The 13,684-nt window shown below is 43.3% G+C and carries 14 protein-coding genes; 7 read left to right on the top strand and 7 right to left on the bottom strand.

The window, feature by feature from the left end:
• The first annotated feature begins 30 nt into the window (after positions 1-30).
• Positions 31-972 (top strand): NAD(P)H-dependent flavin oxidoreductase, encoded by a 942-nt coding sequence (locus EO132_RS05440; protein WP_127136957.1) that lies wholly within the window; start codon positions 31-33, stop codon positions 970-972.
• A 49-nt stretch (positions 973-1,021) separates the two neighbouring features.
• Positions 1,022-1,495 (top strand): YfiM family lipoprotein, encoded by a 474-nt coding sequence (locus tag EO132_RS05445; protein WP_205780319.1) that lies wholly within the window; start codon positions 1,022-1,024, stop codon positions 1,493-1,495.
• Here EO132_RS05445 and EO132_RS05450 read toward each other — a convergent pair.
• From EO132_RS05450 to EO132_RS05475, 6 genes are read right to left on the bottom strand one after another with little or no spacing between them, the layout of a single operon-like run.
• Positions 1,488-2,819, bottom strand: a complete 1,332-nt coding sequence (locus EO132_RS05450) for a DUF58 domain-containing protein (protein ID WP_127136958.1) — start codon at positions 2,817-2,819, stop codon at positions 1,488-1,490. The genes EO132_RS05445 and EO132_RS05450 overlap by 8 nt on opposite strands.
• Positions 2,820-2,821: 2 nt before the next feature.
• Positions 2,822-3,814: an AAA family ATPase gene (locus EO132_RS05455; RefSeq protein ID WP_127136959.1), complete on the bottom strand. Its 993-nt coding sequence runs from the start codon at positions 3,812-3,814 to the stop codon at positions 2,822-2,824.
• The gene (locus EO132_RS05460; protein ID WP_127136960.1) at positions 3,804-5,021 is read right to left on the bottom strand and encodes a DUF4350 domain-containing protein; all 1,218 of its coding nucleotides are present in this window, start codon (positions 5,019-5,021) and stop codon (positions 3,804-3,806) included. The genes EO132_RS05455 and EO132_RS05460 overlap by 11 nt, the downstream gene beginning before the upstream one ends.
• Positions 5,014-5,745, bottom strand: coding sequence for a DUF4129 domain-containing protein (locus EO132_RS05465; RefSeq protein WP_127136961.1), 732 nt, complete (start codon positions 5,743-5,745; stop codon positions 5,014-5,016). Before EO132_RS05465 ends, EO132_RS05460 begins: the two co-directional genes overlap by 8 nt.
• A complete protein-coding gene (locus EO132_RS05470) occupies positions 5,746-6,636 on the bottom strand; it encodes a hypothetical protein (protein WP_127136962.1) in 891 nt (296 codons plus the stop codon).
• Positions 6,620-7,591, bottom strand: a complete 972-nt coding sequence (locus EO132_RS05475) for a stage II sporulation protein M (protein WP_127136963.1) — start codon at positions 7,589-7,591, stop codon at positions 6,620-6,622. The genes EO132_RS05470 and EO132_RS05475 overlap by 17 nt, the downstream gene beginning before the upstream one ends.
• Before the next feature lie 35 nt (positions 7,592-7,626).
• On the opposite strand from EO132_RS05475, the gene EO132_RS05480 reads away from it, so the two are divergent.
• From EO132_RS05480 to EO132_RS05495, 4 genes are all read left to right on the top strand, one after another.
• Positions 7,627-8,343: an RDD family protein gene (locus EO132_RS05480; RefSeq protein ID WP_127136964.1), complete on the top strand. Its 717-nt coding sequence runs from the start codon at positions 7,627-7,629 to the stop codon at positions 8,341-8,343.
• A 2-nt stretch (positions 8,344-8,345) separates the two neighbouring features.
• Entirely contained in the window at positions 8,346-8,960 is a 615-nt protein-coding gene (locus EO132_RS05485; RefSeq protein ID WP_127136965.1) for a trimeric intracellular cation channel family protein, read from the top strand.
• A 162-nt stretch (positions 8,961-9,122) separates the two neighbouring features.
• Positions 9,123-11,774 carry a carboxypeptidase-like regulatory domain-containing protein gene (locus tag EO132_RS05490; RefSeq protein WP_127136966.1) on the top strand — a complete coding sequence of 884 codons (2,652 nt, stop codon included), beginning with the start codon at positions 9,123-9,125 and terminating at the stop codon, positions 11,772-11,774.
• 5 nt (positions 11,775-11,779) lie between these two features.
• Positions 11,780-12,283, top strand: a complete 504-nt coding sequence (locus tag EO132_RS05495; RefSeq protein WP_127136967.1) for a hypothetical protein — start codon at positions 11,780-11,782, stop codon at positions 12,281-12,283.
• Between the two features lie 10 nt (positions 12,284-12,293).
• Here the strand turns inward: EO132_RS05495 and EO132_RS05500 are convergent, their stop codons facing one another.
• Positions 12,294-13,016: a peptidylprolyl isomerase gene (locus EO132_RS05500; protein ID WP_127136968.1), complete on the bottom strand. Its 723-nt coding sequence runs from the start codon at positions 13,014-13,016 to the stop codon at positions 12,294-12,296.
• Between EO132_RS05500 and EO132_RS05505 the strand changes: the two genes are divergently transcribed.
• Positions 13,015-13,656: an NUDIX hydrolase gene (locus EO132_RS05505; protein WP_127136969.1), complete on the top strand. Its 642-nt coding sequence runs from the start codon at positions 13,015-13,017 to the stop codon at positions 13,654-13,656. The genes EO132_RS05500 and EO132_RS05505 overlap by 2 nt on opposite strands.
• Positions 13,657-13,684 lie beyond the last annotated feature (28 nt).

A 13,684-nucleotide genomic window follows, 5' to 3' on the forward strand; every position in this document is an offset into this window, starting at 1 on the left:
TATTTTGGTGGAAACTTGAATTGAATTTCCATGCAGAACAACATCACACAACTTTTCGGAATCGAATATCCCATCATTCAAGCAGGAATGGTCTGGGCCAGCGGTTGGCGTTTGGCCTCAGCGGTTTCTAATGCTGGCGGTTTGGGGTTGTTGGGAGCGGGAAGTATGTATCCCGAGGTTTTAGAAGAACATATCATCAAATGTAAAAAGGCGACGGATAAACCTTTTGGTGTGAACGTGCCCATGTTGTATCCCGACATTGAAAAATTGATGGATATCATCGTAAAGCATGAAGTGAAAATTGTGTTCACTTCAGCAGGTAATCCCAAAACATGGACCAAGTTTCTTCAAGAGAATGGGATAACGGTGGTACATGTGGTGAGCAGTGTCAAGTTTGCCCTGAAAGCCCAGGAAGCAGGGGTAGATGCAGTTGTGGCCGAAGGCTTTGAAGCTGGTGGGCACAACGGACGTGATGAAACCACAACGCTCGTGCTTATTCCCTCTGTAAAGGAAAAGATAGGTATTCCCCTCATTGCAGCCGGAGGCATCGCCACAGGAAGGGCCATGTTGGCCGCCATGGTGTTGGGAGCCGATGCTGTTCAAGTGGGTAGCAGGTTTGTAGCCTCTCCTGAGGCATCGTCACATGAACTTTTCAAAAAATGGGTAGTGGATGCCAAGGAAGGCGATACCCAATTGACCTTAAAGGAACTCGCTCCTGTAAGATTACTCAAAAACAAATTTTTTCAAGATGTCCAGGAAGCATATGCCCAAGGTGCCACCAAAGAGGATTTAAAGGAGCTATTGGGAAGGGCGAGGGCAAAAAGAGGCATGTTCGAAGGCGATATGGAAGAAGGGGAATTGGAAATAGGGCAAGTATCCGGTCTGATTCATCATATAACCCCGGCAGCTGAAATCGTTGCGGAATTGATGTCTGAATTTAAGCAGGCCAAGGCCGAAATGTGCCAGAATTAGGGCATTGCACCAAGAGTTTAAGAAACTTTTGATATATTTAACCAGCGCAATGAGAACACTTATCCCCACACTACTCTTTTTTGTGCTCGCTTCGCATTGCCATGGGCAAGTGGAGCGGGACAAAGCACTCCACTTTTTGGGAGGCAATCTCTTTGGCCTTGCTGGGGCCGGAATCGCTAAGCAAGCTTCTGACGGAAATAGAATCTGGACTTTTGTAGGATCCGTGGCTGGCAGTACCCTTATTGGATTGGCCAAGGAGACCGTGGATGCGGGACAACGGGAAAACGGATGGGACAACGATGATTTGGCCGCCACGATTTTAGGTGGAGTTACCGTTGGCGTTACCATAGACCTGTTTTCTAAAAAGGACGATAGAAGACGTCTACGGGGGCGGTATTCAAAACTTGATTTGAAAAAGAAAAAACATTTTCTCCAACCCCAATCACAATTTGTGGTGCTAGAGGGTAAGCTCCCATCCCTAAACACTTTAGGGCTTTCCAATCAGCAGCTTACCACTAAATAATACCTCGTGCTTTTATCTCCAGGTACTTATTGATGGTGTTCACCGTAAGTTCTTCTGGTTTGGTCAATATGGTCTGGATGCCATACTTCTGAAGTTCTTTCTGCATCAAGCGTTTTTCCAATGAAAACTTCTCGGCAATGGTTTTATGGTATATGGCTTGTAAATCTTCAACATCTTCGGCTACCAAGGATTCCAATTCGGTGTTTTCAAAGAAAATGACGACCAAGACGTGTTTTTTGGCCATGGCCAGCATATAGGGCAATTGCCTTTTTAGTCCTGATATATGTTCAAAATTCGTATAGAGCAATAGAAGACTACGCTGATTGACCTTTCGTTTGACATGGGCATATAGCAGGCCAAAATCTGAATCCGAATAATCCGTGGAGATATTGTACAGACTCTCCATAATGGTGTTGAGGTGCGTGATTTTCTGCACGGCGGGTACAAAGGTTTCAATCTTTTTGGAAAACGTGAGCAATCCTGTCTTATCATTTCTTTTGAGGGCAACATTGGAGAAGGCCAGTGCCGAGTTAATGGCATAATCCAATAAGCTCAATCCATTGAAAGGCATTTTCATTACCCTGCCCGTGTCAATAATGGAATAAATGGGCTGCGACCGCTCATCTTGGTATTGGTTCACCATCAGCTGGTTCTTCTTCGCTGTGGCTTTCCAATTGATCGTACGCACATCATCTCCTTTGATATATTCCTTGATTTGTTCAAATTCCTGGGTATGCCCAATGCGTCTTATTTTTTTGAGGCCGAATTCGGTCAGGCGATTGCTTGTGGCCAAAAAGTCATATTGTTGCATCTGTATGATTGATGGATATACGGGCACCATTTGGTCTTTCTGGAACACATATTTTCTTTTGATGATACGAAGGGGGGAAGAGGCAAAGACATTTAAGCAGCCAAAAACATATTCCCCTCGCTCCACAGGCCGAACGGAGTACTCAAAAAAATGGGGTTCTCCTTTTTGTAGCTGCGTCTTATGTTCAAAATCCCTTTTTTGGAATTGGACGGGCAATTCATCAATTACCGAAACCCCTGTTTTAAAAGGGTATTTGGAGCCCAGGTGTACCGATAGGATATTTTCATCGCTGTTGGACAGTTTCTGGGGAAGGTTACGATGGGCTTTTATTGCGTCCTTTGTGCCATACATCAAATACAAGTCCAAAAAGAACAGGGCAAGCAAGAGAAATACCAATAACCATGCGATGGGATAAAGCACAGGTAACCAATAGGAGGTTACCAAACATGCAGATAGTACGGCGATATACCGAAAGAAAACATTATGTATGTACAGTGATCTGAGAAATGCCATGTTTATCTTGGGATTTCAACGGACTCCATAATCATGGTAACCACAGTTTCAGTCGTCATGCCTTCCATTTCCCGCTCCGGGGTCAAGATGACCCTATGGTTGAGTACGGGCACCAAAGCCTTTTTTACATCTTCAGGTATCACAAAATCACGGCCCGATATGGCAGCAAATGCCTTCGCTGCCGTTAATGTGGCAATGGAAGCCCGTGGGGAGGCGCCCAGATATAAATGCGGGTGGTTTCGGGTCTGTGTGATAATATTGGCGATATAATCCAAGATTTTTTGTTCTACCACCACTTCGTGAATGTTTTTTTTGAATTCCACCAGTTTTTTAGGGCTGAGCACGGCTTTAATCTGGTCTTGCGGCTTTTCTCCCTTTCGCTCGTGATGGTTTTGCAAGATGATGACCTCTTCCTCAACGGAGGGGTAATCCACTTTGATCTTGAAGAGGAAACGGTCCAATTGCGCCTCTGGTAGGGCATAGGTGCCTTCCTGTTCAATGGGGTTCTGGGTGGCCAATACCATAAAGGGCTGTCCCATTTTATAGGTGGTTCCATCAACAGTGGCCTGCCGTTCCTCCATGGTCTCAAAAAGGGCCGCCTGTGTTTTGGCTGGGGCACGGTTGATTTCATCGATTAAAATGATATTGGAAAAAATGGGACCTTTTTTAAATTCAAACTCATTGGTTTTGGTATTGAAAACCGAGGTTCCCAAAATATCACTTGGCATCAGGTCAGGCGTAAACTGGATGCGATTGAATTCCGTTTTAAGGGTTTTGGCAAATAACTTGGCAGTTACCGTTTTGGCAATTCCGGGCACCCCTTCAATCAGGGCATGCCCATCGGCCAATATGGAGATGATCAAAAGTTCGATAAAATCCTTTTGCCCAACGATTATGGTGGATAGTTCTTTTTTAATTTGTTCCACGGTGTCCCTAAGTTCTTCCAGGGGAACCCTGTTGTCAAAATTCAAGTCGTTATTCTCGTTATTTTCCATCAACGTTTGCTTTAAATGCTTGTATTTTTTGATTCAGTTGCTTCAATTCGGTTTCGGTCACATATTGTTTTTCCCTTAGTTTGGAAATAGTGCCCATCAATGTTTTTATTTCTTTTAAATCGGTATTGCTTCGCATGGACAGATTCCTCAAAAATGTTTCATCTTCCAAATCTTGAGTGGGAACATGTAGCTTGGACCTTAAATATTCCAAAAAGTAATCAATTTTATGTTTGGTGATCAGGTGCAGTTCCCCTTTTTCAAAATACATATCGGCTATGGTCCGTGTAAAGGCCACAGTCTGATTCTTAACAGGAGGGACTATAGGTATTGCCCGTTGTTTACGTTTCCCTTCAAAAATGATGTAAATAAGCGCTCCGATAAGCACAAGATAGTAGGCCCATTTAAATTCCTTGGTGTTCAGAAATAAATACATGGGAGAGGTGTAAAAGGATTTACCTGATTTATGGAAATTGTCCATATAAATAGGTCTTTCGGTATCCAAATAGGACAATAGCCCAGCAGTATATTCTTGATTGTTATCCTTTAGGATAAAGTAATTGGTAAACGCTTTTGGGAAGCTTGTCAAAAGGATTTCCCCATTTCCAAAGGACTGTTTTATGGTATTCACATGTTTTTTGATGGTATCCGTGCTGTCCGACCGAGTATACACTTGGGCCAAAACAGTAGTTCGCAAGGTGTCCAATTGATCAAAACCGGTAGTGTAGTAATCCCTGTCAAATTTGACCGTGGCATGGGTCAATTTTGGATTGGAAAGCTCAAAATAAAAGAGCGGCTCCAATTGCCCGCCATTATAAATATTGGTCTGATCCAAATTAAGGGTATCCAATAATTTTGGTTCAAAACGGTCCGAGGCCACAAAAAGGGTATTGCCTTGGCCGACCCAGTCCAATAAGGTGTTCAATTCTGCCTCTTCAAAAGATACCGTTTCGTTCACAAAAAAGTAGGTGCCCTTTATAGTGTCTGTCCGGCTCAATAATTCAAAAGGTGGTTTTTGGACCTGTAGCACCCTATCTGGAAAATATGTTTCCATCAAGTCATTGAGCACATAGGTCCCATAAGGTATTTTATGGTGCGATACATAGGATGGGTACCAATTCACCTTTTTAGGCTTGTTGTATTCCATGGCAAATATGGCCGCCAAGGTCAGTACACCGATCAGTATGTATATCCATCCCTTCCTAGACATTGGCCATGGCATTTTTTAAGTCAATGAATACCTTTTCGGCTTTTTCGTATCGGGATCGATCCAGATCAAATTCTCCGTACCAAACATAATCATAGAGCAAGGTGGCCTTCCCAAATTCATTTTTTAGAGCACTTTCAGAAAGTTCCGCCAAATAATCGTCATTGGTTTTTTGTTGCTGCCAATCAATCATTTCCCGTTCCGAAAGCAATTGAAGGATGTAGAGGTAATGGTATCGAATGGCAAGCCTATGGTTTTGCTCGGCCAGGGCATTTTTGATCAATTGCTGTATGTCCTCATTTTTGATGATGTGCTCATCCTCGGATAAGGATACCACATTGGGGTTTTTCCTGTTTTTGCCCATTCCCTGCATATTGGATTTTACAAAGAAGCGAATCACTAAATAGAGGAATAGGGCCAACAGCAAATAGGGGAGGATTTCCAAAAAAACGGCCAAATAACCTTCAGCATTCCCCACACCAAAAATCCATTCAAAAAAGCGCCGTAAAACATTGTAGAACCAATTGGTGATATTGGTCCACCAAGTATTATCGGTCTCTACTTCCTCATAATTAAAGGCGCTATCTTGCTTGTAAGAGTCAAAATCCTCTTCGCTGAATTCAATGGGATCAATGTCTGATGTATCATACCTTACGATGGAATCGTTCTGGGCAAGAAGCATTGTCCAGGAAAAAAACAGATATGATAAGATCAGGAGTCTATGCATTTATTCCTCTGAAGATTTTCCGAGGCTTTCAATGCGCTCAAAGGTACCGGTAAAGTTTTTCTTTTCGTTGAGGTTGAAAAATATCAGCGCTGTGGATACAAGCAATATAATGTTCATCAAAAATCTGATCAGGGTACTCAAAATATTCAAAATCAGGTAAACCGGATCATTGAACATGTTAAGGCTTTCGGCATCCATCTCACCGGAGAATATTCCCATTTTTATCCACATATAAATGGCAGCTGGCAAGCTAAAGGCATAAGTGGCAATGGCCACGATGATGTAAATCACAAAAAGTGTGGCAAAGGTGATCCACCAGTTTTCTTTTATCAAAGTAAAACTGTATTGGTACGAATCCATGGTGTCCTTTTTCAGAAAAACCAAAATGGCAAATGAAATCGATAAAGGCACGGCCAGATATATACCGGGTATAATACAGAACATTGTTCCCACAAAGACCGATAGACCAACGATAATGCCCAGACCGATCAGAGACCAGAACGAACTGTAAACACCTTCCCGAATTTCATCATAATTGGTAGCGCCCTTATGTTCAATGTATGATTTAATGTAGTACAATACCGTGCCCTGTGCCAATACATAGGCGGCAATGGAACTTAAAATCAACGCCAATACCGATATGACCATAATGACAGGGGAAAATGCAGAAAATTGATTGCCTCCAAGGGCGGTAAGGTTAAATACATCCCCAATGGTATACATGTAAAACCCCATGGAAATCAACATGACCAAGATATAGGGCCCCACAATTTTTAAAATGGTCCCAAAAAAAGGCTTGAATTCGTTACGGATAAAGCCAAAGGAATCGGAAAGTATTTCCCCCAATTCACGTTGCTTTTTAAATTCGATATACTTACTGGTTGTTTGCATGAGCGGTTTTTCTATGGATTTGGTTTGGATAAATAATATAATAGAATAAAATCAATGACAACGAGGCCAGTATGATGAAAATTGCCAACCAATCGGGCATTTCGGTATGTCTGGTCACAAAACCTTCCAAAAATCCAGCAATGATAAAGAAAGGTACCGTGCTCACCATTATTTTGAGTCCGTTTTTAACGCCTCGTTTAAAGGACTCCAATCGCGTATAGGTGCCCGGGAACAAAATTCCATTGGCCAGCACCAAGCCCGCACAACCAGCAATGATGATGACGGATATCTCTATGGTCCCGTGAATCCAAATGGTACGGGCTGACTCCCACAACAACCCTTTTTCGTAAAAAAAGTATTGAAAACTGCCCAGCATTATACCATTCTGAAGCATAATGTAAAGTGTTCCAACCCCCAAGAAAATACCGAAGGCGAAAGCGTAAATGGCTACTTTGATATTATTTATGGTAATCCCCAAAAACATGTTGAAAGCGCCTTGTTCCTTGTAAACAGCCATAGGGTCGCCCTTTTCAATGTTCTCCAAGGTCATGTTCACATAACCATTGCCCAAGATGGACCGGACAAAATCCCCTTCATTGGCCGATGAAAAGGCTCCCACGGCCGCAAAAAAGGCAAAAACCAAAAAGGATATCAGTAATTCGCGGTGGTGTTGTCTGAACATGGTGGGAAATTCCGTTTTCCAAAAATGGACAATACGGTTTCTGGATTCCCGTTTGGTCTTATAGATTTTTTGATGTGCCTGTGAGGCAAGGGTGTTCAGGTAAATCTGGGTGTTGCTCCCAGGGTAAAAAGTCTTGGCATAACTTAGATGATCGGTAATCTCGATGTAAAGATCCGAAAGCTCATCGGGATGAAGTTGCCCTTTATTGAGCAGGGCATTTTCAAAAGCGGCCCATTTATCCTTATTTTGCCTAACAAAAGCGGCCTCGCGCATTACATCCGGTAGTTTGTAAGTAAAGAAACTAAAATATGGAACAATTTCAAATAGAAACGGCCCAAAATATAACCATCGACCAGAACACATCTCATCTGGGCGAACGTATGCTGGCTTATATTATTGATAGTTTCATTATTCTATTCTATACCATTCTAGTGGTGGTTTTTTTGGTTTCCCTGGATGTTGATATTGAGGATCAATGGGCGTTTTATTTGATACTGACCTTGCCCGCTTTTTTTTATTATTTGCTTTTCGAGACCTTGATGGATGGCAAGACCATTGGCAAAGGAGCCATGAGTCTTCGGGTGGTCAAACTTGATGGTTCCAAGCCCAATTTTGGCAATTATTTTGTTCGGTGGGCCCTACGCATTATAGATGTGAGTCTTACTTCGGGCGGTGGGGCAGTGCTTACCATTTTGATTCGAGGCAAGGGACAGCGATTGGGGGATATTGCAGCAGGAACCACGGTAATAAGTGAAAAGAAACGGGTGTCGTTGAACGATACCTTGCTTCGCGAATTACCGGATGACTATCAACCCACCTTTCCGCAAGTCACCGTTTTCAAAGATGAGGAAATGCAGACCATTAAAGAGCTTTACGATAAGGCCAAGCGAAATGCCAATCACAATATCATAGTTTCATTGGACAAACGCATCAAAGAGGTCTTGGGGGTGCAGACATCCCTTCAGCCCATTGATTTTGTGGATGTCATCATAAAGGATTATAACTACTACACCCAAAAAATGTAGGTATGCTGTACTTGACCATCGATATTTTGGGTACCATCGCCTTTGCCATTTCCGGGGTTTTGGTGGCCATGGAAAAGCGTTTGGACCTCTTCGGTGTGTTCATTATCGCATTCGTAACAGCTATTGGTGGTGGAACCCTACGTGATTTGTTGATAGGGAACACCCCTGTGGGTTGGATGCAGGACCTTACCTATGTGATCACCATTTTTATCTCAGTGGTTTTCGCCATCATTTTTGTGAACAAGCTCAAATATCTCCGAAGATCATTGTTCTTGTTCGATACCATAGGTATCGGGCTTTATACCATGGTGGGAGTGGAAAAAGGGTTGGAAGCAGAGCTCTTGCCTGTAATGTGCATCTTTTTGGGCACGATGACCGCTTGTTTCGGTGGTGTGATACGGGATATTCTATGTAATGAGATTCCGGTCATCTTCAGAAAAGAGATTTATGCAACAGCATGTATTCTTGGGGCATTGAGCTACTTTTTAATCGTACAGTTCCCTGTTAAAGAAGAATATGCCTATATCGCGGGAATCTTGGTGGTCATACTCCTTAGGTTATTGGCCGTTCGCTTTAAGATAAGTCTGCCCAGCCTTTATAAAGAGGGACCCCAATAGTAGCTTTCCTAATCCTTATTCAATATCGGTTAATAGTTGTTTAGTGCCATTAACCTCCCATTAATCAATTTTACTTTTTCGTTAACCCGAACCCCTTGGGCATACTGCTACATTGGTTCCTTTAAAATAACCAATTCAATAATCAAAGTCTTATCAACATCAATGAGCACAACAGTTGTTTCCCCATTTCAAATTCTATTTTTCACATGTATTTTATTTTTGGGTTTTCACGCCCAAGGTCAAGAGAATTTAAAGGGTAAAGTGATAGATGCCACCGATGGTCAACCCTTGATCGGTGCCCAAATAGTTCTCAAGCCCAGCAACAAAGGAACCTTGACCGATGATTTTGGGAATTTTGAGATTCAAGTAAATGCAGGTGATAGCTCACTTGCAGTAAAATATTTGGGCTATGAGGAATGGAGAGTGTCCATACCCGACGTCCACGATTTGGGAACCATTGCATTACAAAGGTCGAATACCACACTGAGCGAAGTAATTGTAAGTGCATCCCCAAAAAATTTCAAAAGTGAGTTTAAAGGGAGCAATTTCAGGATCAACCCGGTTTCATTGGAGAACATCAATCCGTTGAGCACCGAAGAGGTATTGAGAACCATCCCGGGAGTCAACATCGTTGGGGACATGGGGCTGTCCAACCGGCCGAATATCAGTATTCGAGGTTCGTGGGGCAGGCGTTCCAAAAAAGTATTGCTGATGGAGGATGGTACACCATCGGCGCCAGCACCTTATATTGCACCGGGTGCTTATTACAACCCCGTGAGTGATCGCATTACCTCCATTGAAGTGTACAAAGGGGCGGATTTACTGCGGTATGGCCCCAACAATATGTACGGTGCTGTCAACTATATTACAGCGCTACCACCACAAAAACCGACCCTACGACTCAAATTGACGGGAGGCCAGCGCAATTATACTTCAGGGCTGTTTTCTTATGGGGGTACTTGGAACGATATCGGTGGATTGGTCGAAGGTGTTTATAAGAAGTTTGACGGGTTTACCGATAATTCGTCCGTTGAGATCTTGAACCTGAATGCCAAGATTTTTGCAAAATTATCTGAAAATCAATCACTTTATTTTAAGGTCAGTGGGCAGTTTGAGGACAATCAGGCCTCTTTGAGCTCCCAAACCCCCTTTACTTTTGAAACGGACCCGACCCAAAATCCATTGGATGCCGACCAATTCATTATGAGGCGCTATGGTGTGGACATTATCCATAAATGGCTGCCAGAAGAAGATTTGAGCTTTACCACAAAAGTATATGCCTCGGATTTTGAACGGGATTGGTGGAGACAGGTCACGGCAAAAGTTAAGGCATCCGAAGTTCAGGATTATGTGGGGGATGAAATTTTTAACGAGAGATATGGATATTTAGCGGGAAGAACATTTGATGATGAGGATTATGTCATCGTTGGTCGGGTGGAAAACGGAGTGGAAAGCACTACGGACAGTCGTTGGATTTACCGTGTTTCCGGAATCAAGGAAACCGTAAATGCAGATTGGGAAGCCTTTGGGGCCCCGAGTGCATTCGAAGGAAGCATCAACCTGCACCGTGAAACCTTCAAGGATGTTTTCCTTGAGGCAGACAATTCCAGATGGGCCAGATATGGAACGGCGACCAAGGATTTGTGGTATCGCTTGTGGTCTGCCAATGGATATGTCCGCAATGAGTTCCATTTTGGAAAATGGGGGGTCACGCCCATTCTTCGCTTCGAGCATGTGGATATGTTCAGGCAAGACCTTTTGGCCCTGTCACAAAACCCTGATTTGGAAAGTACAACGGAGGGTAGGGAGCCCAATGTGTACGATCAATTTTTACCTGGAATCACAGTAAACCACGATTATGGCGAAGGTGAATTTTATGGGAGTGTGTACCAAGGGATGATAGCCCCTTCCAAGGTATTCGGGTTTTTGGTGGAGCAAGATGGTGTTGTTACCAATCCATTGGCGGGACAGAGCATCAATATAGAACCGGAGCTCAGTTGGAACAAGGAAATTGGTTGGAGAGGCGGCCTGCTGGACAATGTTATCCAAGGACAGCTGACCTATTTCCATAATGCGAGCAGAAACTTTTATGCTGGAGGTCGAAATGAAGTGTTCACTGAGTTGGGGGAAATCAACGTGCAAGGAGTGGAAATGGCCATCAATGCAGAACTTTTGAACGTAAATGGTCATCAATTACACTTTTTGGGCAATGTGACCTATATGGATTCCAAGGTAAAAGCCGGCAAGTTGGAGGATAGAGATCTCTTTTCGCAGGTCATTCACAGTGCAGCCACCCAGAACGAGTATGTGGATAAGGTAAATGCAAACAGGAATGCGTATGAGATTTATGTGGACAATGGGAGCGGAGAAGTCTTATTGACCGACCAAACAGTGGATGCTTCGCAATTTCCAAACATTACACGGAGCGTCATTACCTATGGCAATGAAGGACTTTCAGATTCGGAGGCCCCATATACGCCCCAAATCAATATGGGCCTTGGCCTGAATTATGACTGGAACCGATTATCGAGCGGGTTCAATGTGCACCACGTGGGCAAACAATACACCGAGTTTCACAACTTTGTGAACGAATCCGCAGATGGGGCCATTGGCCAATTGCCATCATATACCACCATTGATGCTTTTGTGAACTATGACCTGACCATCGGCAAAAAAATCGATGCGACCATTTTTGTCAATGGAAAGAACATTACCGATACTGTTTACAGGGCTTCACGGTTGAACAGAGCTACTTCAGGAATTTTTGGCGGTGGATTTCGTCAGATCATATTTGGAATCAACATGAAAATGTAAAACATATGGACCATTCAAATCCAACCAGAAAAAATCGTTTTATCGCTATCACTATCGGTTTGGTATATTGTTGGTTCGGGGCATTGAAATTTGTTCCCAACCTGAGTCCGGCAGAAGATTTGGCAAAAAATACCATTCGCCAGCTCACTTTTGGGCTCATTCCCGATGAGGTTTCCATCATCCTACTTGCCTTTTGGGAGGTAGGATTGGGTTTTTTATTGGTCTTCGGGCTTTTCAGAAGCCAAGCCGTGATATTGGCCTTGGTTCACATGGTCTGTACATTTGCCCCGCTTTTGTTTTTTCCCAATGATGTTTTTGGCGAAGACCCCTTGTCACTTACCTTGGTAGGGCAATACATTATGAAAAACATCATCATCATAGCGGCTCTTGTTGCCATTTATGAACGAAAACAGCAGTCCGAAAAGAAAGATGTGCCCCTAAAAAATCAAAAGGAAGGTTTTGCCTACCGAATCTCATTGGGCAGGAACCGCTTCAAAAAGGCATCGTAATGGATTCTTGTTACAATACTTCTGTCTTGAGGATATAAACATTCTGCCATGGCCAATCGCCATCGCCTACGGGAACATTGTTGATGGCATCCACCACATCCATTCCTTCCACCACACGTCCGAATGGTGTGTAGGAACCATCAAGATGATAGGAGCCGGGCTTGGTTACCACAATGAAGAATTCGTAAGGAGAAGCTAATTTGTGTGGGTTGTCCCTTTCACTACTGGGCATGGAAATGGTTCCTCGGTGGTGTTTGTGCCCTTTGTTGGCATCAGGTGGGAGTAAATACCGCCCTATATCACCACGTTTGTCCGCCGTTCTTCTGTCATCCGAATTGCCACCCTGTATAATAAAATCCTTTACGACCCTATGGAATTGGGTGCTGTCAAAATATTTTTGTCTTGCCAAATAGATGAAATTGGCCTTGTGGTAGGGAACATCATCATACAGCTGGACGGTAAAACTGCCCATGGTGGTGGTAATCTTGACCTTATCCTTTTTTAGTTTTTTGGAATAGTCAAAAAAGAAGTCAATCGCATTTTCCTCGGTAAGCTTGAAGGGTTCTTCCTCTTTTTCCTCGATTTCTGTGGAATCCACCTCTACTTTGGCGACGGTATCAGTATTTGCGATATTTTCCTGAACTTTGTTCTTATCCTTTTTAGGGGATTCCCCGCAGGAAACGAATAATAGCAATAATATACTTGTAGTTAAAGCCGATAGTCTCAACAGCATGAATTTTAATGAATTTTGTGAACTAGCTTTAAAATTAAAAAATCTCCCACTTCCGGGAGAGGATTCCCATAATAAAATGTCCCCAGAGCTTCGTATCCAGTGGTTGAAGAACAACAAAGTACAGGATGCCAATCCTAGAAGGGCCGGGGTAATGGCACTTTTTTATCCTGATATGGAGCAGGAGACGCGATTGCTTTTGATTCTTAGAAAGGTGTATCAGGGCGTTCACTCGAACCAAATTGGATTTCCGGGGGGCAAGGTGGAGCGGATCGATAGGGATTTGATGGACACCGCTCTAAGGGAAACACATGAGGAAGTGGGTGTTCCGCCCAGTTCTGTGGAAGTGATCAAGGAACTCAGTGAGGTATATATTCCCCCGAGCAACTTTTTGGTAAGGCCGTTCTTAGGGATCTACCCGAATCCGAAGCCATTTATCAAGGAAGAGAGCGAGGTGGAAAGCTTGGTAGAGGTGTATCTCAGGGATTTTTTGGATGATTCCAACCATATTCAAGAAAAATTGAGCACCTCCTATGCAAAAAACATAGATGTACCGGCCTTTAAATTAAACGGTTACACGGTTTGGGGTGCCACGGCCATGATGTTGAGCGAGATCAAAGAGCTTTTGCGTCAAGTGCTTTAGCCGCTATTTTGTAAGTTTGCTGTCAACA

The sequence above is a fragment of the Flagellimonas oceanensis genome (assembly GCF_003992595.1).
Classification (GTDB): Bacteria; Bacteroidota; Bacteroidia; order Flavobacteriales; family Flavobacteriaceae; genus Flagellimonas; species Flagellimonas oceanensis.